General features: G+C 30.7%; 35 protein-coding genes, 1 tRNA gene and 1 rRNA gene. 35 read left to right on the top strand and 2 right to left on the bottom strand.

Annotated elements, in window-relative coordinates:
* The first annotated feature begins 51 nt into the window (after nucleotides 1-51).
* From fusA to rplQ, 30 genes are all read left to right on the top strand, one after another.
* Nucleotides 52-2,160 (top strand): elongation factor G, encoded by a 2,109-nt coding sequence (gene fusA / locus ACTP5B_RS00185; RefSeq protein WP_464828964.1) that lies wholly within the window; start codon nucleotides 52-54, stop codon nucleotides 2,158-2,160.
* 65 nt (nucleotides 2,161-2,225) lie between these two features.
* Nucleotides 2,226-3,410, top strand: a complete 1,185-nt coding sequence (gene tuf / locus ACTP5B_RS00180) for an elongation factor Tu (protein ID WP_464828962.1) — start codon at nucleotides 2,226-2,228, stop codon at nucleotides 3,408-3,410.
* 258 nt (nucleotides 3,411-3,668) lie between these two features.
* Nucleotides 3,669-3,980, top strand: coding sequence for a 30S ribosomal protein S10 (rpsJ, locus tag ACTP5B_RS00175; RefSeq protein WP_009874476.1), 312 nt, complete (start codon nucleotides 3,669-3,671; stop codon nucleotides 3,978-3,980).
* 30 nt (nucleotides 3,981-4,010) lie between these two features.
* Complete coding sequence (gene rplC, locus ACTP5B_RS00170) at nucleotides 4,011-4,640, top strand: 50S ribosomal protein L3 (protein WP_464828960.1); 630 nt, start codon at nucleotides 4,011-4,013, stop codon at nucleotides 4,638-4,640.
* A 17-nt stretch (nucleotides 4,641-4,657) separates the two neighbouring features.
* On the top strand, nucleotides 4,658-5,263 hold the full coding sequence (rplD, locus tag ACTP5B_RS00165) for a 50S ribosomal protein L4 (RefSeq protein ID WP_464828959.1): 606 nt from the start codon (nucleotides 4,658-4,660) through the stop codon (nucleotides 5,261-5,263).
* Complete coding sequence (gene rplW / locus ACTP5B_RS00160; RefSeq protein ID WP_464828957.1) at nucleotides 5,260-5,562, top strand: 50S ribosomal protein L23; 303 nt, start codon at nucleotides 5,260-5,262, stop codon at nucleotides 5,560-5,562. Before rplD ends, rplW begins: the two co-directional genes overlap by 4 nt.
* Before the next feature lie 15 nt (nucleotides 5,563-5,577).
* Nucleotides 5,578-6,399 (top strand): 50S ribosomal protein L2, encoded by an 822-nt coding sequence (rplB, locus tag ACTP5B_RS00155; RefSeq protein ID WP_464828955.1) that lies wholly within the window; start codon nucleotides 5,578-5,580, stop codon nucleotides 6,397-6,399.
* A gap of 19 nt (nucleotides 6,400-6,418) precedes the next feature.
* Nucleotides 6,419-6,697: a 30S ribosomal protein S19 gene (gene rpsS, locus ACTP5B_RS00150; RefSeq protein ID WP_464828953.1), complete on the top strand. Its 279-nt coding sequence runs from the start codon at nucleotides 6,419-6,421 to the stop codon at nucleotides 6,695-6,697.
* Between the two features lie 32 nt (nucleotides 6,698-6,729).
* Entirely contained in the window at nucleotides 6,730-7,062 is a 333-nt protein-coding gene (rplV, locus tag ACTP5B_RS00145; RefSeq protein ID WP_464828951.1) for a 50S ribosomal protein L22, read from the top strand.
* An 18-nt stretch (nucleotides 7,063-7,080) separates the two neighbouring features.
* A complete protein-coding gene (rpsC, locus tag ACTP5B_RS00140; protein ID WP_464828949.1) occupies nucleotides 7,081-7,782 on the top strand; it encodes a 30S ribosomal protein S3 in 702 nt (233 codons plus the stop codon).
* Nucleotides 7,783-7,802: 20 nt separating this feature from the next.
* Nucleotides 7,803-8,213 carry a 50S ribosomal protein L16 gene (gene rplP, locus ACTP5B_RS00135; RefSeq protein ID WP_464828946.1) on the top strand — a complete coding sequence of 137 codons (411 nt, stop codon included), beginning with the start codon at nucleotides 7,803-7,805 and terminating at the stop codon, nucleotides 8,211-8,213.
* A complete protein-coding gene (gene rpmC, locus ACTP5B_RS00130) occupies nucleotides 8,213-8,410 on the top strand; it encodes a 50S ribosomal protein L29 (protein WP_464828944.1) in 198 nt (65 codons plus the stop codon). The genes rplP and rpmC overlap by 1 nt, the downstream gene beginning before the upstream one ends.
* Nucleotides 8,407-8,661 (top strand): 30S ribosomal protein S17, encoded by a 255-nt coding sequence (gene rpsQ, locus ACTP5B_RS00125; RefSeq protein WP_464829399.1) that lies wholly within the window; start codon nucleotides 8,407-8,409, stop codon nucleotides 8,659-8,661. Before rpmC ends, rpsQ begins: the two co-directional genes overlap by 4 nt.
* A 103-nt stretch (nucleotides 8,662-8,764) precedes the next feature.
* Complete coding sequence (gene rplN, locus ACTP5B_RS00120; protein ID WP_464828942.1) at nucleotides 8,765-9,133, top strand: 50S ribosomal protein L14; 369 nt, start codon at nucleotides 8,765-8,767, stop codon at nucleotides 9,131-9,133.
* Between the two features lie 25 nt (nucleotides 9,134-9,158).
* Entirely contained in the window at nucleotides 9,159-9,473 is a 315-nt protein-coding gene (gene rplX / locus ACTP5B_RS00115; RefSeq protein WP_464828940.1) for a 50S ribosomal protein L24, read from the top strand.
* Between the two features lie 14 nt (nucleotides 9,474-9,487).
* The gene (gene rplE, locus ACTP5B_RS00110) at nucleotides 9,488-10,027 is read left to right on the top strand and encodes a 50S ribosomal protein L5 (protein ID WP_464828938.1); all 540 of its coding nucleotides are present in this window, start codon (nucleotides 9,488-9,490) and stop codon (nucleotides 10,025-10,027) included.
* Nucleotides 10,028-10,039: 12 nt separating this feature from the next.
* The gene (gene rpsN, locus ACTP5B_RS00105) at nucleotides 10,040-10,345 is read left to right on the top strand and encodes a 30S ribosomal protein S14 (protein WP_464828936.1); all 306 of its coding nucleotides are present in this window, start codon (nucleotides 10,040-10,042) and stop codon (nucleotides 10,343-10,345) included.
* Nucleotides 10,346-10,374: 29 nt separating this feature from the next.
* On the top strand, nucleotides 10,375-10,767 hold the full coding sequence (gene rpsH, locus ACTP5B_RS00100) for a 30S ribosomal protein S8 (RefSeq protein WP_464828934.1): 393 nt from the start codon (nucleotides 10,375-10,377) through the stop codon (nucleotides 10,765-10,767).
* Between the two features lie 13 nt (nucleotides 10,768-10,780).
* Nucleotides 10,781-11,317, top strand: a complete 537-nt coding sequence (rplF, locus tag ACTP5B_RS00095; RefSeq protein ID WP_464828932.1) for a 50S ribosomal protein L6 — start codon at nucleotides 10,781-10,783, stop codon at nucleotides 11,315-11,317.
* A gap of 1 nt (nucleotide 11,318) precedes the next feature.
* Nucleotides 11,319-11,687: a 50S ribosomal protein L18 gene (gene rplR / locus ACTP5B_RS00090; protein ID WP_464828931.1), complete on the top strand. Its 369-nt coding sequence runs from the start codon at nucleotides 11,319-11,321 to the stop codon at nucleotides 11,685-11,687.
* Nucleotides 11,688-11,701: 14 nt separating this feature from the next.
* A complete protein-coding gene (rpsE, locus tag ACTP5B_RS00085) occupies nucleotides 11,702-12,205 on the top strand; it encodes a 30S ribosomal protein S5 (RefSeq protein WP_464828929.1) in 504 nt (167 codons plus the stop codon).
* Nucleotides 12,206-12,215: 10 nt separating this feature from the next.
* Complete coding sequence (gene rpmD / locus ACTP5B_RS00080) at nucleotides 12,216-12,395, top strand: 50S ribosomal protein L30 (RefSeq protein WP_464828927.1); 180 nt, start codon at nucleotides 12,216-12,218, stop codon at nucleotides 12,393-12,395.
* 2 nt (nucleotides 12,396-12,397) lie between these two features.
* The gene (rplO, locus tag ACTP5B_RS00075; RefSeq protein WP_464828925.1) at nucleotides 12,398-12,832 is read left to right on the top strand and encodes a 50S ribosomal protein L15; all 435 of its coding nucleotides are present in this window, start codon (nucleotides 12,398-12,400) and stop codon (nucleotides 12,830-12,832) included.
* A 10-nt stretch (nucleotides 12,833-12,842) separates the two neighbouring features.
* On the top strand, nucleotides 12,843-14,156 hold the full coding sequence (gene secY / locus ACTP5B_RS00070) for a preprotein translocase subunit SecY (protein ID WP_464828923.1): 1,314 nt from the start codon (nucleotides 12,843-12,845) through the stop codon (nucleotides 14,154-14,156).
* A 32-nt stretch (nucleotides 14,157-14,188) separates the two neighbouring features.
* A complete protein-coding gene (gene rpmJ / locus ACTP5B_RS00065; protein ID WP_464828921.1) occupies nucleotides 14,189-14,305 on the top strand; it encodes a 50S ribosomal protein L36 in 117 nt (38 codons plus the stop codon).
* Between the two features lie 36 nt (nucleotides 14,306-14,341).
* Nucleotides 14,342-14,698 (top strand): 30S ribosomal protein S13, encoded by a 357-nt coding sequence (gene rpsM / locus ACTP5B_RS00060; RefSeq protein WP_464828919.1) that lies wholly within the window; start codon nucleotides 14,342-14,344, stop codon nucleotides 14,696-14,698.
* 18 nt (nucleotides 14,699-14,716) lie between these two features.
* Entirely contained in the window at nucleotides 14,717-15,112 is a 396-nt protein-coding gene (gene rpsK, locus ACTP5B_RS00055) for a 30S ribosomal protein S11 (protein WP_464828917.1), read from the top strand.
* A gap of 26 nt (nucleotides 15,113-15,138) precedes the next feature.
* Nucleotides 15,139-15,759, top strand: coding sequence for a 30S ribosomal protein S4 (gene rpsD, locus ACTP5B_RS00050; RefSeq protein WP_464828915.1), 621 nt, complete (start codon nucleotides 15,139-15,141; stop codon nucleotides 15,757-15,759).
* 28 nt (nucleotides 15,760-15,787) lie between these two features.
* Complete coding sequence (locus ACTP5B_RS00045) at nucleotides 15,788-16,777, top strand: DNA-directed RNA polymerase subunit alpha (protein ID WP_464828913.1); 990 nt, start codon at nucleotides 15,788-15,790, stop codon at nucleotides 16,775-16,777.
* A 29-nt stretch (nucleotides 16,778-16,806) separates the two neighbouring features.
* Entirely contained in the window at nucleotides 16,807-17,199 is a 393-nt protein-coding gene (gene rplQ, locus ACTP5B_RS00040; protein ID WP_464828911.1) for a 50S ribosomal protein L17, read from the top strand.
* A 125-nt stretch (nucleotides 17,200-17,324) separates the two neighbouring features.
* Here the strand turns inward: rplQ and fmt are convergent, their stop codons facing one another.
* Together fmt and def are read right to left on the bottom strand one after the other, a co-directional pair.
* The gene (gene fmt, locus ACTP5B_RS00035) at nucleotides 17,325-18,269 is read right to left on the bottom strand and encodes a methionyl-tRNA formyltransferase (protein ID WP_464828909.1); all 945 of its coding nucleotides are present in this window, start codon (nucleotides 18,267-18,269) and stop codon (nucleotides 17,325-17,327) included.
* 29 nt (nucleotides 18,270-18,298) lie between these two features.
* Nucleotides 18,299-18,799: a peptide deformylase gene (gene def / locus ACTP5B_RS00030; RefSeq protein WP_464828907.1), complete on the bottom strand. Its 501-nt coding sequence runs from the start codon at nucleotides 18,797-18,799 to the stop codon at nucleotides 18,299-18,301.
* A gap of 251 nt (nucleotides 18,800-19,050) precedes the next feature.
* On the opposite strand from def, the gene ACTP5B_RS00025 reads away from it, so the two are divergent.
* The 5 genes from ACTP5B_RS00025 to ACTP5B_RS00005 form a co-directional block, all read left to right on the top strand.
* Complete coding sequence (locus ACTP5B_RS00025) at nucleotides 19,051-19,524, top strand: DUF494 family protein (RefSeq protein ID WP_464828905.1); 474 nt, start codon at nucleotides 19,051-19,053, stop codon at nucleotides 19,522-19,524.
* A 55-nt stretch (nucleotides 19,525-19,579) separates the two neighbouring features.
* On the top strand, nucleotides 19,580-20,152 hold the full coding sequence (gene tsaC / locus ACTP5B_RS00020; protein ID WP_464828903.1) for an L-threonylcarbamoyladenylate synthase type 1 TsaC: 573 nt from the start codon (nucleotides 19,580-19,582) through the stop codon (nucleotides 20,150-20,152).
* On the top strand, nucleotides 20,145-20,966 hold the full coding sequence (aroE, locus tag ACTP5B_RS00015; protein ID WP_464828901.1) for a shikimate dehydrogenase: 822 nt from the start codon (nucleotides 20,145-20,147) through the stop codon (nucleotides 20,964-20,966). Before tsaC ends, aroE begins: the two co-directional genes overlap by 8 nt.
* Nucleotides 20,967-21,111: 145 nt before the next feature.
* Nucleotides 21,112-21,184, top strand: a tRNA-Glu gene (locus ACTP5B_RS00010).
* A 161-nt stretch (nucleotides 21,185-21,345) separates the two neighbouring features.
* A 23S ribosomal RNA gene (locus ACTP5B_RS00005) occupies nucleotides 21,346-22,333 on the top strand; the annotation flags it as partial.

The raw sequence follows: 22,333 nt of genomic DNA, 5'->3' as shown, positions 1-22,333 counted from the left end.
ATTCGGCTTATGAGGTATAACTTTTTAAAACCTACAAAATGAGAGAAGATAATGTCTCGTACAACACCTATTTCTCGATATCGTAATATTGGAATTAGTGCACATATAGATGCAGGCAAAACAACTACCACTGAAAGAATCTTATTTTATACAGGTATTAATCATAAAATTGGTGAAGTTCATGATGGTGCAGCTACTATGGATTGGATGGAACAAGAACAAGAACGGGGTATTACTATTACATCTGCTGCTACTACTACTTTTTGGAGTGGAATGGCTAAACAATTTGAACCACATAGAATCAATATTATTGATACACCTGGACATGTTGATTTTACTATTGAAGTAGAACGTTCAATGCGAGTACTAGATGGTGCCGTTATGGTATATTGTGCAGTTGGGGGTGTGCAACCACAATCAGAAACTGTATGGCGTCAAGCAAATAAATATAATGTTCCTCGTATAGCATTCATAAATAAAATGGATCGTATGGGAGCTAATTTTTTAAAAGTAGTAAAACAAATTAAAACACGTTTAGGTGCCAATCCTGTTCCTTTGCAGTTAGCTATTGGTTCAGAAGATAATTTTATTGGGATTGTAGATTTAATCAAAATGAAAGCTGTTCATTGGAAAGAATCTGATCAGGGTTTAACATTTGTTTATAATGAAATCCCTGCAGAAATGATTGAATTAGCAGAGAAATGGAATCAAAATTTAATTGAATCTGCAGTTGAGTCTAATGAAGATCTTTTAGAAAAATATTTAAATGGAGTACAACTGTCTGAAAGCGAAATCAAATCTGCATTACGTAAGCGTGCTTTAAAAAGTGAAATTATACTTATTACTTGTGGTTCAGCTTTTAAAAATAAAGGCGTTCAAGCTTTATTAGATGCAATAGTTGAATACTTACCTGCTCCTGATGATATTCAAGATATTAAGGGTGTTTCAAATGAGAGAAAAGATATTTTAGAGATTAGAAAATCAGATGACAACGCTCCTTTTTCTGCTTTAGCATTTAAAATTGCAAATGATCCATTTGTGGGTAATTTAACTTTTTTTCGTGTGTATTCAGGAGTAGTAAAATCGGGAGACACTGTTTTCAATTCTGTAAAGTCTCAGCGGGAAAGATTTGGTAGAATTGTTCAAATGCATGCTAATAAAAGAGAGGAAATAAAAGAAGTATATGCAGGTGATATAGCTGCGGCTATTGGTTTAAAAGATGTTACTACTGGTGACACTTTATGTGATTTAAATCAACCAATTATTTTAGAAAAAATGGAATTTCCTGAGCCAGTAATATCTATTTCTGTTGAGCCAAAAACTAAAGTTGATCAAGAAAAAATGGGTTTGGCATTAGGAAGATTAGCAAAAGAAGATCCTTCCTTTCGAGTACGAACTGATCAAGAATCTAATCAAACAATAATTTCTGGGATGGGTGAATTACATTTAGAAATTATTATTGATCGTATGAAACGAGAGTTTGGTGTTGATGCTAATATTGGAAAACCTCAAGTAGCATATCGTGAAACTATTCTTGATAAAATTGAAGATATTGAAGGTAAGCACATCAAACAGTCAGGTGGAAGAGGTCAATATGGTCATGTTGTTATAGAATTATTCCCATTAGATCCAGGAGCAGAAGGATATTTATTTATCAATGATATAAAAGGAGGAATTATACCAAGTGAATATATTTCAGCAATTGACAAAGGAATTCAAGAACAATTGAAATGTGGCCCTTTAGCCGGTTATCCTGTAGTCGATATTGGAGTTCGGCTTTATTTTGGTTCCTATCATGATGTTGATTCTTCTGAATTAGCTTTTAAGTTAGCTGCTTCTATAGCATTTAAAAATGGTTTTAAAAAAGCAAGGCCAATTTTATTAGAACCAATTATGAAAGTTGAAGTAGAAACACCAGACGATTATATGGGAGATGTCATAGGCGATTTAAATCGTCGAAGAGGCATTATTGAAGGCATGAAAGATTTATCTATCAGTAAAATTATTAATGCATGTGTACCTTTATCTGAAATGTTTGGTTATGCTACTGATTTGCGTTCTCAAACTCAAGGAAGAGCTTCTTATTCTATGGAATTTTTAAAATATGTAGAAGCTCCATCGAATATTTCTAAAAATATTATTGAAAGAAGAGAAAAGTAGAAGTTTTTTTCTATATTGTATACAATATTTTTTATTTATGATAGATTTTGATATAGGGAAAAAAAATGTCCAAAGAAAAATTTCAACGTTTAAAACCTCATATAAATGTAGGTACAATTGGTCATGTAGATCATGGCAAAACAACTTTAACGGCAGCGATTACAACTGTTTTATCTAAAAAGTTTGGTGGTTCTGCGCGTGCTTTTGATCAGATAGATAATGCTCCAGAAGAAAAAGCAAGAGGTATTACAATTAATACTTCGCATGTAGAATATGATACTGAATTTAGACATTATGCTCACGTTGATTGTCCAGGTCATGCTGATTATATAAAAAATATGATTACCGGTGCGGCACAAATGGACGGTGCAATTTTAGTTGTTGCTGCAACTGATGGACCGATGCCTCAAACTCGTGAACATATTTTACTTGGAAGACAGGTGGGAGTTCCTTATATTATTGTTTTTCTTAATAAGTGTGATATGGTAGATGATGAAGAATTATTGGAGTTGGTAGAAATGGAAGTTCGTGATTTGTTAACACAATACGATTTTCCTGGAGACGACACGCCTATTATTCGCGGATCAGCTCTGAAGGCATTAGAAGGCGATCCTGAATGGGAGTCAAAAATAATTGATTTATCTAAATTTTTAGACAGCTATATTCCTGAACCTAAACGAGCAGTAGATCAACCTTTTTTATTACCAATAGAAGATGTATTTTCTATATCAGGAAGAGGTACAGTGGTAACTGGACGAGTAGAAAAAGGTATAATTAAAGTAGGTGAAGAAGTTGAAATTGTAGGAATTAAAAAAACAACTAAAACTACTTGTACAGGCGTGGAAATGTTTAGAAAATTATTAGATGAAGGTCGTGCTGGAGAAAATGTAGGTGTTTTGCTTCGCGGTACAAAACGTGATGAAATTGAAAGAGGTCAAGTTTTAGCCAAACCAGGTAGTATTCATCCACATACAACATTCGAGTCTGAAGTTTATGTTTTATCCAAAGAAGAAGGTGGGCGTCATACTCCATTTTTTAAAGGATATCGTCCTCAGTTTTATTTTAGAACTACTGATGTAACAGGTTCTATTGAATTACCAGAAGGTGTTGAAATGGTCATGCCAGGAGATAATATTAAAATGACTGTTACTCTAATTAATCCTATTGCAATGGCTGACGGATTACGATTTGCTATACGTGAAGGTGGTCGTACTGTCGGAGCGGGTGTTGTTTCGAAAGTTTTACTTTAATAATTTGATATTTAAAATATTTTATGCTGATATCTAGTTGAATTTATTAAGAAAAGAGTATAAAATGCTCTTTTCTTGATTATATTATATGTTTTAAGCATAAAATAACTTTCATATAATTTCATCCGTTTTTTAAAATACTCCTGATATAGGAGTTATATGATAATAACTAATTTTATCTACTCTTAAATAACACAGATTTATTTAGAGCAGATCAAATTTTCAATGTGTTATGTAAATAATTGGAGTTCTGGTCTAATGCAGAACCAAAGAATTCGTATTCGTTTAAAAGCTTTCGATCATAGATTAATTGATCAATCAACTACAGAAATCGTTGAAACAGCAAAAAGAACTGGTGCACAAGTACGTGGACCCATTCCTTTACCAACTCGCAAAGAACGTTTTACTATTTTAGTTTCTCCACATGTAAATAAGGATGCACGTGATCAATATGAAATTCGTACACATAAGCGTTTAATTGATATAGTAGAGCCTACTGAAAAAACTGTTGATGCACTTATGCGATTAGATCTCGCTGCCGGTGTAGATGTACAAATTAGTTTAGGTTAACAAGACAGATATAATTAAGGTATTAAATAAATGATTGGTTTAGTTGGTAAAAAAATTGGTATGACTCGTATTTTTACTAAAGAAGGAGCTTCAGTTCCCGTTACTGTAATTGAATTGAAAGAAAATCGCATTACACAAGTAAAAAACATGAAAACTGATTTCTATTGTGCTATTCAAGTTACAACTGGTATACAAAAAACGAATAGATTAACAAAACCAAAAGCAGGACACTTTTTGAAATCTGGTGTAATTCCAGGACGTGGTTTATGGGAATTTAAAATTGATAAAGATAACACTTTTCAAGTTGGACAAAGTATTACAATTGATATTTTTAACAACATAAAAAAAGTTGACGTCACAGGTGTTTCTAAAGGAAAAGGTTTTTGCGGTACAGTAAAACGTTGGAATTTTCATACTCAAGATGCAACACATGGCAACTCTTTGTCTCATAGAGTACCTGGTTCTATTGGTCAGAATCAAACTCCCGGTAGAGTATTTAAAGGTAAAAAAATGTCAGGACAATTAGGAAATAATCGTGTAACTGTACAAAATTTAAACGTAGTACATATTGATAAAGAAAGAAATCTTATTTTGGTAAAAGGTGCTGTTCCCGGCGCTACCGGTGGTGATCTTATCGTTAAACCAGCTATTAAGGTTTAAGCAGTGAGGAGTAAAGCATGGAATTAGTAGTTAAAGACGCACAAAGTGTTATTAGTGTTTCTGAAATCATTTTTGCTCGTGATTTTAATGAAGCTCTAATTCATCAAGTCGTTATTGCTTATTCAGCATCTACCCGTCAAGGTACGAAAGCACAAAAAAGCCGCGCTGAAGTGTCTGGATCAGGTAGAAAACCATGGCGTCAAAAAGGTACGGGTCGTGCACGAGCAGGATCTTTTAGAAGTCCAATTTGGCGGTCAGGTGGTGTTACATTTGCTGCAAAACCGCAAGAATATAGTCAAAAAGTTAATAAAAAGATGTATCGTGGCGCATTAAAAAGTATTTTTTCGGAATTAATACGTCAAAAAAGATTAATAGTTTTTGAAAGTTTTTCATTAGATTTACCGAAAACAAAACTTTTAGCACAGAAATTACAAGAGATAGATTTAAAAAATGTTCTTATTATTACTAGCAAAATAGATAATAATTTATTTCTTGCATCTAGAAATTTATATTCTGTAGATGTGAAAGATGTTTATTCTATAGATCCTGTCAGTTTAATTGCTTTTGAACATGTCATAATTACTGTTGAAGCAGTGAAAAAAATAGAGGAAATGCTTTCATGATTTCTGAAGAACGTTTGCTGAAAATATTACTTTCTCCACATATATCTGAAAAATCATCTACATCTATAGAAAAATTTAATACTGTTGTTTTAAAAGTTCTAAATAATGCTACTAAATATGAAATAAAATGTGCAGTAAAAAAAATATTTAATGTAGAAGTAGATAATGTCAAAACATTGAAAGTTAAGGGTAAAAAAAAACGTCAATCCAATCGAATTATTCAAAGAAGCAATTGGAAAAAAGCTTATATTAAAGTCAAAAAAGGGTATAATTTAGATTTCATAGGTAATACAGAGTAGTCGGAGGACAAAACAATGGCAATTGTTAAATGCAAACCGACATCTCCGGGTCGTCGCCACGTTATTAAAGTCGTTAATACACAGTTATATAAAGGAAAACCATATTCTTTATTATTAAGAAAAAAAAATAAAAGTGGAGGACGCAATAATAATGGACGAATTACTACTCGTCACATTGGTGGTGGACATAAAAGAGCATATCGTATTATAGACTTTAAAAGAAACAAAGACGGTATAGAAGCTACTGTAGAAAGATTTGAGTATGATCCTAATCGTTCTTCTAATATTGCTTTGATATTATACAAAGACGGTCAAAGAAAGTATATTTTAGCTCCAAAAAATTTAAATGTAGGAGACACTATAATTTCTGGTGTACATTCTCCTATAAAAATAGGAAATTCTTTACCACTTAAAAATATTCCAGTAGGTGCATTTATTCATAATGTAGAAATGAAACCTGGAAAAGGTGGTCAAATAGCTCGTTCTGCAGGAAGTTACGTACAGCTAGTGGCATGTGATGAAGAATACGCAACTTTAAGATTGCGTTCTGGTGAGATGAGAAAAACTCAATCTAATTGCAGAGCTACTATCGGGGAAGTAGGAAATTCTGAACATATGTTAAAAGTTCTAGGTAAAGCAGGAGCTTCTCGTTGGATAGGCATACGTCCTACCGTCCGTGGTACAGCCATGAATCCTGTTGATCATCCTCATGGTGGTGGTGAAGGAAGAAATTTTGGAAAACATCCAGTTACCCCATGGGGAATCCAAACAAAAGGCAAGAAAACGCGTAAAAATAAACGCACTGAAAAATTTATTTTACGTCATCGTAGAAAATAATTATTGTAGGATTTAATTTATGCCACGATCTCTTAAAAAAGGTCCTTTTATTGATGTAAGTTTGTTGAAAAAAGTAGAAAAATCAGTCAATACAAATGATAAAAAACCTATTAAAACATGGTCAAGACGTTCAACAATTTTTCCAAATATGGTAGGTTTAACAATATCTATTCATAATGGTCGTAATCATATTCCTGTTTTTATTACCGAAGAAATGGTGGGACATAAATTAGGTGAATTTTCTCTGACTCGCACTTATAGAGGACATACTGCTGATAAAAAAGTAAAAAAACGTTAATTAAAAAATAAAAAAAGATAAAAGAGGAGTAAATGGAAACTTTAGCTCAACATCGTCAAGCACGTTCTTCAGCTCAAAAAGTTCGTTTAATTGCAGATTTAATTCGTGGGAAAAAAGTTCCACAAGCGTTAAATATTTTAACTTACACTAATAAAAAAGCTGCTTTTTTAGTTAAAAAAGTACTTGAGTCAGCAATAGCAAATGCAGAACATAATGATGGTGCTGACATAGATAAATTAAGAATTAAAAAAATATTCGTCAACGAAGGTTCAACAATGAAAAGAATGATGCCGCGTGCTAAAGGACGTGCAGATCGTATTTTAAAACGTACTAGTCATATTACTGTAATTGTATCTGATCGTTAACATTAAGGAGAATCAGTGATGGGTCAGAAAGTACATCCTAATGGTATGCGATTGGGTATAATAAAAAAATGGAATTCTGTTTGGTTTGCTAATACTAAAGATTTTGCTGATTATTTAGATAGCGACCATAAAGTTCGTCAATTTTTAATGAAAAAACTAGAAAAAGCATCAATTTCTCGAATTATCATTGAAAGACCTGCTAAAAGTATACGGGTTACAATTTATACAGCTAGACCTGGTATCGTTATTGGTAAAAAAGGTGAAGATGTAGAAAAATTAAGGATTGCCATCTCTAGAATTACTGGAGTACCAGTTCAGATTAATATTTCTGAAGTACGGAAACCTGAATTAGATGCTAAACTTATTTCTGATAGCATTACTTCTCAGTTAGAACGAAGAGTTATGTTTCGACGTGCCATGAAAAGATCTGTTCAAAATGCGATGAGACAAGGTGCTAAAGGGATAAAAGTAGAAGTTAGCGGGCGATTAGGGGGTGCAGAAATAGCTCGTAGAGAGTGGTATAGAGAAGGACGAGTACCCCTTCACACATTACGCGCAAATATTGATTATAGCATTTCAGAAGCCCATACAACATATGGTGTGATAGGAGTTAAAGTTTGGATTTTTAAAGGTGAAATATTAGGTGGCATGGAAACTATTGAAAGATTAGACAAACCTTCTGTTCAAATAAAAAAACAATATCGTAAAAATAGAAAGTAAGCAAGAGAGAGAAGCTGACAATGCTGCAACCAAAACGTACTAAATTTCGAAAAATGCATAAAGGTCGAAATCGTGGTTTGGCATCTGGTACTGATATTAATTTTGGTTCTTTTGGTTTACAAGCCATTGATAGAGGACGTTTGACTGCACGTCAAATTGAATCAGCAAGAAGAGCTATAACTCGTTGTATTAAAAGACAAGGAAAAATGTGGATACGCGTGTTTCCCGATAAACCCATAACTCAAAAACCATTAGAAGTAAGAATGGGTAAAGGAAAAGGAAATGTTGAATATTGGGTTGCTTTAGTACAGCCCGGTAAAATTCTTTATGAATTAGACGGAGTTACTGAAGAAGAATCTCGTAAAGCATTTAAGTTAGCAGCTGCAAAGTTACCAATTAAGACTACTTTTGTAACCAAGATGGTGATCTGATGAAAGCAATTGTAGAATTTAGAAAAAAAAATAAAAAAGATCTCTATTTAGAACTTTTGCAGTTATTGCGAGAACAGTTCAATCTTCGTATGCAGTCTGTTTCTGGAAAATTAAAACAGCCACATTTGCTACGAAAAGTTCGACGGAATATTGCACAAGTTAAGACTTTGTTAGATGAAAAGGAAAAATTAAAATAATGCAAAAAATTCGAATTTTGCAAGGTCGTGTTATTAGTAATAAAATGCAAAAATCTGCTGTTGTGTTAATTGAACGTTTTGTTAAGCATATCATTTATGGAAAGTTTATTAAACGCACCACTAAACTTCATATTCATGATGAAAAAAATGAATGTTCTATAGGTGATGTAATAGAAATTCGAGAGTCTCGTCCAATTTCTAAAACAAAATCTTGGGTCTTAGTACGTATTATTGAAAAAACAGTTTTTTAAAAAATATAGAAATAATGTTAGTTCTATTATTTTTTCTATGACAAAATTCAAATAATTTTATAATAAAATTATTTTTAATTAAAATAATTGGAGTTTTAAAATTATGATTCAAGAACAAACTATTCTTCATGTAGCTGATAATTCCGGTGCGCGATCCGCTATGTGTATCAAAGTTTTAGGTGGTTCACATCGTCGTTATGCAGGTATTGGTGATATAATTAAGATTACTATTAAGGAGGCGATACCCAGGGGAAAAGTAAAAAAAGGTGAAGTTCTTAAAGCTGTCGTTGTCAGAACTAAAAAAGGAGTCAGACGATCTGATGGTTCTGTTATTCGATTTGATACTAATGCTTGTGTTGTACTAAATAATAATGAACAGCCTATTGGTACTCGTATTTTTGGACCTGTGACTCGTGAACTAAGAACAGAAAAATTTATGAAGATTATTTCACTAGCCCCCGAAGTACTTTAGTCATAAGATTTTGAAGGAATAAAAAATGGCATCAAAATTACGCCGGAATGATACAGTTATTATATTGTCTGGAAAAGATAAAGGAAAAACAGGTGTTATTAAAAATTTTTTATCTTCAAGTAAAGTAATTATTCGTGGTTTGAATTTAATGAAAAAACACCAAAAACCAGTTCCATCTCAAAATAAAAATGGTGGTATTATACAAAAAGAAGCACCTATTCATATATCTAATGTTGCTATATTAAATCCTGAATCTAATAAATCAGATCGCATTGGGTTTAGATTTGAACAAGGTAGAAAAGTTCGTTTTTTAAAATCTAACAGAAAAACGATTCAATAGTTTGGAGTAATATGATGACCACGTTATATAATTATTACAAGTCAACAGTCATCAAAAAGATCATGTTAGAACTAAATTATAGTTCTCTTATGCAAGTACCTAAAATTGATAAAATAACTTTGAATATGGGTATTGGTGCTGCTGCTTCCGATAAAAAAATTTTAGATAATGCAATTTTAGATTTAACAGCAATATCAGGACAAAAACCATTAATTACTAAAGCACGTAAATCTGTGGCCGGTTTCAAAATTCGTCAAGGTTATCCTATTGGGTGTAAAGTAACGTTGCGCGGGCAAAAAAAATGGGATTTTTTTGAGCGCTTAATTATTATTGCTGTTCCACGTATTCGTGATTTTCGTGGATTATCAAGCAATTCTTTTGATGGGAGAGGGAATTATAGTTTAGGAATACGCGAACAAATTATTTTCCCGGAAATTGATTATGATAAAATTGATCGAGTTCGTGGATTAGATATTACAATAACTACTACTGCTAAATCTGATCATGAAGCTCGTGTATTATTATCTGCTTTCAATTTCCCTTTTCGTAAGTAAAAAGGTTATTCAATGGCTAAACAATCAATGAAAGCACGTGAAGTTAAACGTATAAAATTAGCTAATAAATTTTACACGCAACGTAATGAATTAAAAAACATAATTTCCAATATGAACGTTTCAGAAGAAAAACGTTGGAATGCAGTTTTAAAATTACAATCTTTTCCACGTGATTCCAGTCCATCACGTCAGAGAAATAGATGCCGTCAAACCGGTCGTCCACATGCTTTTTTACGTAAATTTGGATTAAGTCGTATTAAAGTTAGAGAAGCTGCAATGAAAGGTGAAATACCCGGTTTAAAAAAAGCAAGTTGGTAAAATGTATTTTTTATATTTTGGAGTTTAAAATGAGCATGCAAGATCCAGTAGCAGATATGTTAACTCGTATTCGAAATGGTCAATCAGCTAATAAATATTCTGTGAAAATGCCTTCATCTAGATTAAAAAAATCAATTATCGAATTGTTAAAGAATGAGGGTTATATTAAAGATTATAAAATTTTAGGTAATATTAAATTAGAATTAGAAGTATTTTTAAAATATTTTCAGGGAAAATCAGTAATAGAAATGATTAAACGTATCAGTCGTCCAAGTTTGAGAATATATAAAAATAAGAATAATTTGCCCCAAGTTATGTCTGGTTTAGGAATAGCAGTTATTTCGACTTCTCGAGGTATAATGACAGATCGAATGGCGCGTCAAGCAGGTCTTGGCGGTGAAATTATTTGCTATATAGCTTGATAATGGAGGAAGAATGTCTCGTATTGCCAAACGTCCAATTTTTATTCCTTCTGATATTAATGTTCAGTTGAATTCGCAAAATATATTAATTAAAGGAAAATATGGTCATCTTTCACGTACTATTCATGAATCAGTAAAAATTGAATTTTTAAATAATAAAATAACTTTTTCACCACATGCAGGTTTTTCTAATGGTTGGGCACAAGCAGGAACTGCAAGAGCTCTTATAAATTCTATGATTATAGGTGTTTCTAAAAAATTTAGTAAGAAACTACAATTATCTGGAGTAGGTTATCGTGTTTCAATAACAAAAGGTGACACAATTAATATGTCATTGGGTTATTCTCATGTCATTACATATTCTTTACCTAAAGGTATTGATGTAGAAAACCCTACTCCAACAGAAATTATTATTCAAGGCATAGATAAGCAATTAGTTGGACAAATTGCAGCTAATTTACGTTCTTATCGTATGCCGGAGCCTTATAAAGGAAAAGGTATACGATATTCGGATGAAATTATACGTATGAAAGAGGCCAAGAAAAAATAAAATGATTTTTTCAAGTAAAAATAAAATGATTTCTCGTATACGCAGATCTATAAAAACACGTCGTAAAATTAAAAAATTAGGTGCTATTCGATTAGTTGTTCATCGCACTTCCCGTCATATGTATGCTCAAATAATTTCTTCATCAGAATCGAAAGTATTAGCATGCGCTTCAACATTAGAAAAAAAAATCAATCGCAGTTTAAAATACACAGGAAATAAAGAAGCCGCGTCAAAAATAGGTAAAATTATTGCAGAACGAGCTTTATCAAAAGGAATAAATCAAGTTTCTTTTGATCGATCTGGTTTTAAATATCATGGTCGCATACAAGTTTTAGCTGAATCTGCACGTGAAGTTGGACTAAATTTTTAAGGTAAAATTATAAAATGGCTAATATTGAAAAAAAAAATAATAGCGATTTACAAGAAAAATTAATTACAGTAAACCGCGTTTCAAAAACTGTCAAAGGCGGTCGAATATTTTCTTTTACAGCATTAACTGTAGTAGGTAATGGAGATGGACGAGTTGGTTTTGGTTACGGTAAAGCACGTGAAGTTCCTGCTGCTATCCAAAAAGCTATGGAAAAAGCTAGACGTAATATGATTACGATACCGTTAGTTAATAAAACTTTACAACATTCATTAAAAGGCTTTCATACTGGATCAAAAATTTTCATGAAACCCGCTTCGGATGGAACTGGAATTATTGCTGGTGGAGCTATGCGTGCAGTTTTAGAAGTAGCTGGTATACATAATGTGCTGGCTAAAACTTATGGTTCTACTAATCCAATTAATGTAGTACGAGCTACTATGAATGGTTTAGTCAACATGAAATCTCCAGAAATGATAGCTGCTAAAAGAAACAAACGTGTTGAAGAAATATTAGGATAAATTATTTTTAATGAAAAATATAAAAATTACTCAAATTAAAAGTGCTATAGGAAGATTACCTAGGCATAAAAAAACTTTAATTGGACTTGGATTACGTTATATCGGACATACTGTTATCCGTGAAGACACACCATCTATTCGGGGAATGATTAAAAAGATTTCTTATATTTTAAAAATACAAGAGGAATAAAAATGCATTTAAATACTCTCTCTCCAGCAAATGGGGCACATCAAAATCGAAAAAGAGTAGGTCGTGGCATTGGTTCAGGATTCGGGAAAACTGCAGGTCGTGGTCATAAAGGTCAAAAATCTAGATCAGGTAGTAGTATTCGCCGCGGTTTTGAAGGAGGACAAATGCCTTTGTATAGAAGACTACCTAAATTTGGTTTTAATTCTAGAAAAAAAAATATTACAACAGAAGTTCGTTTATCAGATTTATCAAATTTATCCACGAAAATCATTGATCTAGAAATATTAAAAAAAGAAAATATTGTTAAAAAAAATGTAAAATATGTCAAGATAATTCTTACAGGAAAATTAAAAGCTCCCCTAATAATAAGAGGTTTACTCGTTACTAAAGGTGCTCGTTCTGAAATTGAAAATTCTGGTGGTAAAATTGAAGGATAAGCGGTAAATAATGGTTAAGAAATTAGGATTAAACTTTAAAAAAACTAAAAAAAACATCAGTGAAATAAAACAGAGAATTATTTTTCTAATAGCAGCTATTATAATTTTTCGTATTGGTTCTTTTATTCCTATTCCCGGAATCGATACTACTATTTTGTCTAAAATATTGAATGAACAAAAAGGCACTATTGTTGATATTTTCAACATGTTTTCTGGTGGGGCCTTGAGTCGTGCTTCCATTTTTGCACTAGGAATTATGCCTTATATATCAGCTTCTATTATTATTCAATTGCTAACATTAGTGTATCCAACTTTATCTGAAATTAAAAAAGAAGGAGAGTCTGGACGCCATAAAATTAATCAGTATACTAGATATGCTACTTTAATATTAGCTTTTGTACAATCTATTGGAATTGCTACTACTCTTCCTAATATAGTAGGAATACGTACAATTATAATCAATCCTGATTTTTGTTTTTACTTAATTGCCACAACCAGCTTGGTAACTGGTACTATGTTTTTAATGTGGTTAGGAGAGTTAATTACAGAACATGGCATTGGTAATGGTATTTCAATTATTATTTTTATAGGAATCATTGCAGGTTTACCATCAGCTATTGGAAATACTATTGAAAAAACAAGACAAGGAGATTTACATATTTTTTTATTTTTATTTATTTTATTATTAATTTTTTTAGTTATTTTTTTTGTTGTTTTTATAGAAAGAGGACAAAGAAAAATTATTGTACATTATGCACAACGTCAACAGGGTCGTCGTATTTATTCTGCTCAAAGCACCCATTTACCTTTAAAGATTAATATGTCTGGAGTTATACCTGCAATTTTTGCTTCTAGTATTGTTCTGTTTCCTGCGACTATAATATCTTGGTTTAAAGTTAGTAATCAATTTTTAAAAACTATATCATTTTATTTGCAACCTAATCAACCTATATATTTAATTTTATACGTATCTGCAATAATATTTTTTTGTTTTTTCTATACGGGATTAGTTTTTAATCCTCGTGAGACAGCAGATAATTTAAAAAAATCAGGAGCTTTTATTTCAGGAATTAGACCTGGAGAACAAACAGCAAAATATATTAACAAAATTATGTTAAGACTAACGTTAGTTGGATCTTTCTATATCACATTTATTTGTTTAATTCCAGAATTTATGCGCAGTGCTATGAATGTTCCTTTTTATTTTGGCGGCACTTCATTGCTAATTGTTGTTGTAGTTATTATGGATTTTATTGCTCAAATTCAAACATTGATAATGTCTAATCAATATGAATCCATGCTAAAAAAAGCTAATCTAAATTAAATTTTTGATTTTAGAAGATTTAAGGAAATAAAATGAAAGTACAAGCTTCTGTAAAAATACTTTGTCGAAATTGTAAAATAATAAGAAGAAATAATGTTGTAAGAGTTATTTGCAGTAACGAACCGAAACACAAACAGCGTCAAGGTTAATAATTTATTTAAAATTTATTCATAGGATTTTATAATATGGCTCGTATTGCGGGTATTAATATTCCTCAAAACAAACACACTTTAATTGCATTAACTGCAATATATGGAATTGGTAAAAAACGTTCTAAATTGATTTGTTCCGTCACAAACATTCCGGAATATTCTAAAATTATAGATTTAAATGAAGAACAAATTGATCTTTTAAGACTACATGTTTCAAAATATGTTATTGAAGGTGATTTAAGACGAGAAAGAACTTTAAATATTAAACGCTTAATTGATCTTAGTTGTTATCGTGGTTTGCGTCATCGCAGAAGTCTTCCTGTACATGGCCAAAGAACTAAAACTAATGCTAGAACTTGTAAAGGTCCTCGAAAACCAATAAGAAAATAATTTAGGTAATAATTAATTATGGTCAAAAATTCATTATCGATTCGCACACGTAAACGTGTGAAAAAACAAATTTTAGATGGTATAGCTCATGTTCATGCATCTTTTAACAATACTATTGTAACTATTACTGATAGACAAGGGAATGCTTTAGGATGGGCTACTTCTGGTGGATCTGGTTTTAGAGGTTCTCGAAAATCTACTCCGTTTGCAGCACAAGTTGCTGCTGAACGTTGTGCAGAAATAGTAAAAGATTATGGAATAAAAAATTTAGAAGTTATGGTCAAAGGTCCAGGTCCAGGTAGAGAATCTACAATTCGAGCTTTAAATGCAGCTGGATTTCGTATTACAAATATTACTGATGTCACACCAATTCCTCATAATGGTTGCCGTCCTCCTAAAAAACGTCGTGTTTGATTTTTTAGGAATTATTGGAGAATAAAATGGCAAAATATTTAGGTCCAAAATTAAAATTAAGTCGACGAGAAGGTACTGATTTGTTTCTTAAATCAGGACTTCGTCCAATAGAATCAAAATGTAAATTAGAACAACCTCCTGGACAACATGGTGTTCGCAAACCCAGATTATCTGATTATGCTGTTCAATTGCGTGAAAAACAAAAAGTACGTCGTTTATATGGTATTTTAGAACGACAATTTAAAATATATTATAAGATGGCTGCTAGTTTAAAGGGTAATACTGGAGCAAATTTATTGCAATTTTTAGAATCTAGATTAGATAATGTAGTTTATCGTATGGGTTTTGGTTGCACTCGTTCTGAATCAAAACAGTTGATTAGTCATAAATCTATTATGGTTAATAATAAAATTGTTAATATTGCTTCATATCAGGTTTCTCCTAACGATCAAATTTCTATTAGGAATAAATCTAAAAATCAATCACGTATAAAAGCAGCTTTAGAGCTTGTTGAACAGAGAGAGAAGCCAACTTGGCTAGAAGTTAATACAACTAAAATGGAAGGTATTTTTAAAAGATTTCCTGAACGTTCTGATTTATCTGCAGAAATTAATGAATACTTAATTGTTGAACTTTATTCTAAATAAAAAAGTTTACTGTTAAAGAGGAGATGATATGCAGAATTCTATCATGGAATTTTTAAAACCACGTTTAGTTGATATTGAACAAATAAGTACAACTCATACTAAAGTAACGTTAGAGCCATTAGAAAGAGGATTTGGTCATACACTTGGAAACGCACTTCGTAGAATTCTTCTATCTTCTATGCCGGGATGCGCAGTGACTGAAGTTGAAATTGATGGAGTACTTCATGAATATAGTACTAAAGAAGGCATACAAGAAGACATTTTAGAAATCTTATTAAATTTAAAAGGATTAGCTGTTAAAGTACATGGTAAAGATGAAACTTTTCTTACACTAAAAAAGTCTGGAATTGGATGCGTTACTGCTGCAGATATTGTACATGATGGTGATGTTGAAATTATTAAACCAGAACATGTTATTTGTAATTTAACTTATGAAAATTCTTCTATTAAAATGAGAATAAAAGTACAGCGTGGTAGAGGTTATATTCCTGCTTCTTCACGAGTTCATTTAGAAGAAGATTCCAGACCTATAGGTTGTTTATTAGTAGATGCTTGTTATAGTCCTATAGATCGAATTTCTTATAATGTAGAAGCTGCTCGTGTAGAACAAAGGACTGATTTAGATAAATTAGTTATTGAAATGGAAACAAATGGAACTATTGATCCCGAGGAAGCAATTCGACGAGCTGCTACTATTTTAGCAGAACAATTAGAAGCTTTCGTTGATTTACGAGATGTTCGTGAACCTGAAATTAAAGAAGAAAAACCTGAATTTGAGCCTATTTTATTGCGTCCAGTAGATGATTTAGAACTAACAGTTCGTTCTGCTAATTGTCTAAAAGCAGAAGCTATACATTACATTGGTGATTTAGTACAAAGAACTGAGGTAGAACTTTTAAAAACTCCTAATTTAGGAAAAAAATCTTTAACGGAGATTAAGGATATATTAGCTTCTCGCAGTTTATCTCTTGGTATGAGATTAGAAAATTGGCCACCATCAAGTATTTTAGATGAGTAATTTATGTTTTATATAGAAGGAATAAATTTATGCGTCATCGAAAAAGTGGTCGTCAATTAAATCGTAATAGTCCCCATCTTAATTCTATGCTAAAAAATATGGCATGTTCGTTATTTACACATGAAGTTATAAAAACTACTTTAGCTAAAGCAAAAGAATTGCGTCGTATTGTTGAACCTATTATTACCTTATCTAAAATAGATACAGTTGCACGTAGACGACTAGTATTTTCTCGTATTCGTGATAATCTAATAGTAGCAAAATTATTTAAAAATTTAGGTCCTTGTTTTGTAAGTAGATTAGGTGGTTATACTCGCATTTTAAAATGCGGATTTCGATCTGGAGATAAAGCTCCAATGGCCTATATTGAATTAGTTGACCGTGTCAAAAAAAATAAAAAAGAAGAAATTATAGAACAATAAAATTTATATTATTTTCTTTTTGAGAATTTATTGAATATAATTTCAAAGCAAACGGTACGTTTCCGTTTGCTTATTTTTTATAATGTAAATTATCATACAGATTATATAAAATATATTAAAATTTTTTATAAAATAGTACCTACTTTAAATAAATCACTTTTAGAAAAAATTACATTTTTAACATCTATAATTTTTTTTCCAGGTAATTGTATTTTTTCAATGTTTAATATTTGATGAGATGTATTTATTTGAATTCCAGATTCATTACAACAGATAATTTCTCCTACATTAAATTTTTTATTGATAATAGGAATAACTGTTGACTGCCATACTTTTATAGTTTTTTCTTGTAATAAAAAATAACATACTGGCCATGGATTAAATGCTCTAATTAAACGTTCTAATTTTATAGCTTTTGAATTCCAATTTAAAAGGGCATCTTTTTTTTGTATTTTTTTTGATAAAGAAGCATTTTTTTCATTTTGTTTTTTTTCAATAATTGTATTTGAGATAATTTTTTCTAAAACTTTTAATAATGCTTGTATTCCAATTGTAATCAATTTTAAAGATAAGCTTTTAGTTGTATCTTTTGAAGATATTTTGCATTCTACTGAATATATTATAGTACCAGAGTCAATTTTATCATTCATATTAATTATACTTATACCTGTTTTTTTATCACCGTATATAATTGATGATTGAATTGGAGTGGCTCCTCGCCATCTAGGTAAAAGTGAAGGATGAACATTAATACAACCCTTTGGGAAGATAGTAAGAATTTTTTTTGGTATTATTTTACCGTAGGATACAACTATCATGATATCTGCGTTAAGCTGTAATATTTTATTTTGAAGATTTTCATTATTTAAATTTAAAGGTTGAAAAATAGGAATTTTATTTTTTATAGATAATATTTTTACAGGGGAAAAATTAATTTTGTGTCCTCGTCCAGAAGGACGATCTGGTTGAGTAATTACCGAAATTACATTATGTTGAGAATTAATAAGAGAATTTAAATATTCGGCAGAAAAGTATTCTGTTCCAGCAAAAATAATTTTTAATTTTTTCAAATTTATTTTTTTCCTTGATTAAGAATTTTTTATTGTATTTTTTTAAATTTTTTAAATTTCTTTTGAATTCTTTCTCTTTTTAATTGTGATAGATAATCAATAAATAATTTACCTTTAAGATGATCTATTTCATGTTGTATGCAAATAGATACTATTGATTTTGTTTCTATTTCTATTTTTTCTCCATAAAGATTAATTGCTTGGACTGTTATATAATTATATCTTGGAACAGAAGCTCTATATTCTGGAATGGACAGACATCCTTCTTCGATACTAATATTGCCTGATTGTTTGATAATTTTAGGATTTATTAGTACTAAATTATTTTTTTCTTTTTCCATTGTATTGATAACTATAATTTGCAATTGTATATTTACTTGAGTTGCCGCTAAACCAATTCCTTCTGCTTGATGCATTGTATCTATCATATTTCTTGCAATTTTTTGTATTTTTTTATCAACTAACTTGACTGGTTTTGCAATGAGTCTTAAACGTGTATCAGGATAATAAATAATTTTTAACAAAGACATATTTTTTAAAATCTAAAATAGTTGAATTTCATTCATTAGGTTGGTCTATATAGTATAGACTTTTTTATTATAATTAAAAGTTTGCTTTTTTTATATTTTAAATAAAAAAATTTATGACATTTTTTAGTAAAAATTTATTTGCATTGTATTATAATATTTTACATATTATATATTAATAATATTCATAATAAACTTATATATAGAATATATTACTAAATATTTAAATTTTTTAATATGTAATTGAGGACATAATGTTTGATATATTAATATATTTGTTTGAAAATTATGTACATAGTGAATCAAAAATTTCCATTGATTACGATAGTTTAACTGATGATTTATCTGATATAGGTTTTCAGAAACGAGATATTTTTAATGCTTTGCGTTGGTTAAAAAACATTTCTTGTTATAAGAAAAATATTATTTCATCTATTAATTTATTATCGAATCAGATTTCCACTCGAATTTATACTCAAGAAGAATCTTTAAAGTTAAATGTTGATTGTCGTGGTTTTATACTTTTTTTAGAACAGTTAGAGATATTAACATTAGATACACGAGAAATGATTATTGAAAGAATTATGGAATTAGATATTCATGAATTAAATCTTGAAGATTTAAAATGGATTGTATTAATTGTACTATTTAATGTACCTGGATGCGAATTAGTATATCGTAAACTTGAAAATTTATTATTTAATTTTAAAGAAGATGTTATTCATTAAATAATATTTTTAAAATCAAATAAAAAATAATAATTTTCATTATGAGAATTTGCTAATGAATAAAGATTATTTTTTAAATTCACTAATTTATTGTATAAAAATGTTGCATGATGAAAATGTAATTGCTTATCCTACAGAATCAATGTTTGGATTAGGTTGTGATCCTCACAGCAAAAAAGCTGTAAAAAAATTGTTAAGTTTAAAAAATAGAAGCGTAGAAAAAGGTTTCATATTAGTAGCTGCAGATTTTAATCAGATCAAAATGTATATTAATGAAAAAAAATTGTCAGACAAACAAAAAAAGAAAATTTTTTTTCATTGGCCTGGACCGTTTACTTTTTTACTTCCGGCTAATCCTAAAGTTCCTTATTGGTTGACTGGTAAATTTAAAACGATAGCTGTACGTGTTAGTGCTCATGTTGAAATAATAAAACTATGTAATGCTTTTGGACGAGCTTTAATATCTACAAGTGCAAATATTTCTAATATGACTCCTTGTTTTACTTCTGAAGAAGTTTTTAAATGTTTCGGTAAAGATTTTCCTTTGTTAAGTGGAAAGATAGGAAATGAAAAAAATCCCTCTAAGATTATTAATATTACAAATGGAAAGTTAATTCGCTATGTTTAAATACCAAGATTTTAATTATGCTTTATTTGGAAATCCTATTGATCATAGTCAATCTCCTAAAATTCATAGTTTATTTTCAAAACAAACAGGTATTTTTCATTCTTATAAATCTGTTAACGTTTCACTAGATAAGTTTTATATTACTTTGCATGATTTTTTTAAACAATGTGGTCAAGGTGCAAATATTACTTCACCATTCAAAAAAGAAGCTTATCTTTTTTGTGATAAATTAACTCCAAGAGCTAAAATTGCTAAATCTGTTAATACATTTAAAAAAATAGATAGTAATCAGATTTTAGGAGATAATACAGATGGAATTGGATTATTATCAGATTTAATCAGATTAAATTTTATAAAAAAAAAATATTCGATATTAATAATTGGTGCAGGTGGAGCAGTTAAAGGCATTCTTTTTCCTCTTTTATCATTTGGCTGTTCTATTACTATTTTAAATAGAACTTTGTTAAATGCTAAAAAATTGGTTTCACAATTTAATAAATATGGAAAAATAAATATTTTTGATGAAAGTTCATTAAAAATAAAAGCTTTTGATTTAATTATCAATGCAACATCTAAATTTTTTGAAAAAAAAGATAATTTTATCCCTTTGTCTGTAGTTTCTTCAAAAACATGTTTTTATGACATGAATTATCAAATAAATAATAAATATTTTATGCATTGGTGTTTTAATATAGGAGCTAAATTTTTTTCTAATGGAATTGGCATGTTAGTTTTTCAAGCTGCGCATTCTTTTTTTTTATGGCATAATATTCTCCCTAAAACAGATTATATTATTAATGATTTAAGAAAATAAAAATTTTAAAAAGATTAAATAAATTGCTGTATAATTTTGTATAAAAATTTTTTTTATTTTAATTAATCACAAAGAAAATGCTTGACTCTTTTTTTTTGATCTGTTATTTATTATATTAAACATTAAATAAAAATAATTTTTTTAAGTCCCCTTCGTCTAGAGGTCTAGGACATCGCCCTTTCACGGCGGCAACAGGGGTTCAAATCCCCTAGGGGACGATAAGTAAAAATATTTAAAAAATATTTATATACTAATTTAAATTATTGTGTTATTCTCAAAATAACAATTAATAAAAATTAAAATTATAAAAATTAAGCTCTTTAAAAATTCGGAAAAAACAAGCATATAACTTATTTTTTAAAACACCTGTGGGTTGTAAGGTTAAGCAAATAAGCGTACATGGTGAATGCCTTGGCAGTCAGAGGCGAAGAAGGACGTGCTAATCTGCGAAAAGCGTCGGTAAGCTGATATGAAGCGCAATAACCGTCGATATCCGAATGGGGAAACCCGATGTAATTTTTTTGCATCATTATTAACTGAATTAAATAAGTTAATAAAGCAAACCAAGGGAACTGAAACATCTAAGTACCTTGAGGAAAAGAAATCAACCGAGATTCCCTTAGTAGTGGCGAGCGAAAAGGGAACAGCCCAGAACTATAAACAATATAAATTATAGTAAAATGATTTGGAAAATTCAGCGATACGAGGTGATAGCCCTGTATACGAAATAATTTATATTGCGAGTTCAAAAAGTAGAGCGGGACACGAGAAATCCTGTTTGAATATGGGGGGACCATCCTCCAAGGCTAAATACTCCTGACTGACCGATAGTGAACCAGTACCGTGAGGGAAAGGCGAAAAGAACCCCGGCGAGGGGAGTGAAACAGAACCTGAAACCGTGTACGTACAAGCAGTGGGAGCACCTTCGTGGTGTGACTGCGTACCTTTTGTATAATGGGTCAGCGACTTATATTCTGTAGCAAGGTTAACCGAATAGGGGAGCCGTAGGGAAACCGAGTCTTAACTGGGCGTTAAGTTGCAAGGTATAGACCCGAAACCCGGTGATCTAGCCATGGGCAGGTTGAAGGTTGGGTAACACTAACTGGAGGACCGAACCGACTAATGTTGAAAAATTAGCGGATGACTTGTGGCTGGGGGTGAAAGGCCAATCAAACCGGGAGATAGCTGGTTCTCCCCGAAAGCTATTTAGGTAGCGCCTCGTGAACTCATCTTCGGGGGTAGAGCACTGTTTCGGCTAGGGGGCCATCCCGGCTTACCAACTCGATGCAAACTGCGAATACCGAAGAATGTTATCACGGGAGACACACGGCGGGTGCTAACGTCCGTCGTGAAGAGGGAAACAACCC

Source organism: Buchnera sp. (in: enterobacteria) (assembly GCF_056343165.1).
The sequence above is the reverse complement of the archived record's forward strand: the minus strand, read 5'-3'. Positions and strand labels throughout refer to the sequence as shown.

What these genes read in the sequence shown, in the direction of transcription:
- rplC (WP_464828960.1), top strand. Translation starts at nt 4,011, where the DNA reads ATGATTGGTTTAGTTGGTAAAAAAATTGGTATGACTCGTATTTTTACT.
- rpmC (WP_464828944.1), top strand. Translation starts at nt 8,213, where the DNA reads ATGAAAGCAATTGTAGAATTTAGAAAAAAAAATAAAAAAGATCTCTAT.
- secY (WP_464828923.1), top strand. Translation starts at nt 12,843, where the DNA reads ATGGTTAAGAAATTAGGATTAAACTTTAAAAAAACTAAAAAAAACATC.
- aroE (WP_464828901.1), top strand. Translation starts at nt 20,145, where the DNA reads ATGTTTAAATACCAAGATTTTAATTATGCTTTATTTGGAAATCCTATT.
- ACTP5B_RS00045 (WP_464828913.1), top strand. Translation starts at nt 15,788, where the DNA reads ATGCAGAATTCTATCATGGAATTTTTAAAACCACGTTTAGTTGATATT.
- rplN (WP_464828942.1), top strand. Translation starts at nt 8,765, where the DNA reads ATGATTCAAGAACAAACTATTCTTCATGTAGCTGATAATTCCGGTGCG.
- rplV (WP_464828951.1), top strand. Translation starts at nt 6,730, where the DNA reads ATGGAAACTTTAGCTCAACATCGTCAAGCACGTTCTTCAGCTCAAAAA.
- rplO (WP_464828925.1), top strand. Translation starts at nt 12,398, where the DNA reads ATGCATTTAAATACTCTCTCTCCAGCAAATGGGGCACATCAAAATCGA.
- def (WP_464828907.1), bottom strand. Translation starts at nt 18,799, where the DNA reads ATGTCTTTGTTAAAAATTATTTATTATCCTGATACACGTTTAAGACTC.
- rplD (WP_464828959.1), top strand. Translation starts at nt 4,658, where the DNA reads ATGGAATTAGTAGTTAAAGACGCACAAAGTGTTATTAGTGTTTCTGAA.
- rpmD (WP_464828927.1), top strand. Translation starts at nt 12,216, where the DNA reads ATGAAAAATATAAAAATTACTCAAATTAAAAGTGCTATAGGAAGATTA.
- rpsJ (WP_009874476.1), top strand. Translation starts at nt 3,669, where the DNA reads ATGCAGAACCAAAGAATTCGTATTCGTTTAAAAGCTTTCGATCATAGA.
- rpsE (WP_464828929.1), top strand. Translation starts at nt 11,702, where the DNA reads ATGGCTAATATTGAAAAAAAAAATAATAGCGATTTACAAGAAAAATTA.
- rpsH (WP_464828934.1), top strand. Translation starts at nt 10,375, where the DNA reads ATGAGCATGCAAGATCCAGTAGCAGATATGTTAACTCGTATTCGAAAT.
- rpsK (WP_464828917.1), top strand. Translation starts at nt 14,717, where the DNA reads ATGGTCAAAAATTCATTATCGATTCGCACACGTAAACGTGTGAAAAAA.
- rplX (WP_464828940.1), top strand. Translation starts at nt 9,159, where the DNA reads ATGGCATCAAAATTACGCCGGAATGATACAGTTATTATATTGTCTGGA.
- rpsC (WP_464828949.1), top strand. Translation starts at nt 7,081, where the DNA reads ATGGGTCAGAAAGTACATCCTAATGGTATGCGATTGGGTATAATAAAA.
- rpsN (WP_464828936.1), top strand. Translation starts at nt 10,040, where the DNA reads ATGGCTAAACAATCAATGAAAGCACGTGAAGTTAAACGTATAAAATTA.
- rplW (WP_464828957.1), top strand. Translation starts at nt 5,260, where the DNA reads ATGATTTCTGAAGAACGTTTGCTGAAAATATTACTTTCTCCACATATA.
- tsaC (WP_464828903.1), top strand. Translation starts at nt 19,580, where the DNA reads ATGAATAAAGATTATTTTTTAAATTCACTAATTTATTGTATAAAAATG.
- rpsD (WP_464828915.1), top strand. Translation starts at nt 15,139, where the DNA reads ATGGCAAAATATTTAGGTCCAAAATTAAAATTAAGTCGACGAGAAGGT.
- rplQ (WP_464828911.1), top strand. Translation starts at nt 16,807, where the DNA reads ATGCGTCATCGAAAAAGTGGTCGTCAATTAAATCGTAATAGTCCCCAT.
- rpsS (WP_464828953.1), top strand. Translation starts at nt 6,419, where the DNA reads ATGCCACGATCTCTTAAAAAAGGTCCTTTTATTGATGTAAGTTTGTTG.
- ACTP5B_RS00025 (WP_464828905.1), top strand. Translation starts at nt 19,051, where the DNA reads ATGTTTGATATATTAATATATTTGTTTGAAAATTATGTACATAGTGAA.
- rplB (WP_464828955.1), top strand. Translation starts at nt 5,578, where the DNA reads ATGGCAATTGTTAAATGCAAACCGACATCTCCGGGTCGTCGCCACGTT.
- rplP (WP_464828946.1), top strand. Translation starts at nt 7,803, where the DNA reads ATGCTGCAACCAAAACGTACTAAATTTCGAAAAATGCATAAAGGTCGA.
- rplF (WP_464828932.1), top strand. Translation starts at nt 10,781, where the DNA reads ATGTCTCGTATTGCCAAACGTCCAATTTTTATTCCTTCTGATATTAAT.
- rplR (WP_464828931.1), top strand. Translation starts at nt 11,319, where the DNA reads ATGATTTTTTCAAGTAAAAATAAAATGATTTCTCGTATACGCAGATCT.
- rpsM (WP_464828919.1), top strand. Translation starts at nt 14,342, where the DNA reads ATGGCTCGTATTGCGGGTATTAATATTCCTCAAAACAAACACACTTTA.
- fusA (WP_464828964.1), top strand. Translation starts at nt 52, where the DNA reads ATGTCTCGTACAACACCTATTTCTCGATATCGTAATATTGGAATTAGT.
- tuf (WP_464828962.1), top strand. Translation starts at nt 2,226, where the DNA reads ATGTCCAAAGAAAAATTTCAACGTTTAAAACCTCATATAAATGTAGGT.
- rpmJ (WP_464828921.1), top strand. Translation starts at nt 14,189, where the DNA reads ATGAAAGTACAAGCTTCTGTAAAAATACTTTGTCGAAATTGTAAAATA.
- rplE (WP_464828938.1), top strand. Translation starts at nt 9,488, where the DNA reads ATGACCACGTTATATAATTATTACAAGTCAACAGTCATCAAAAAGATC.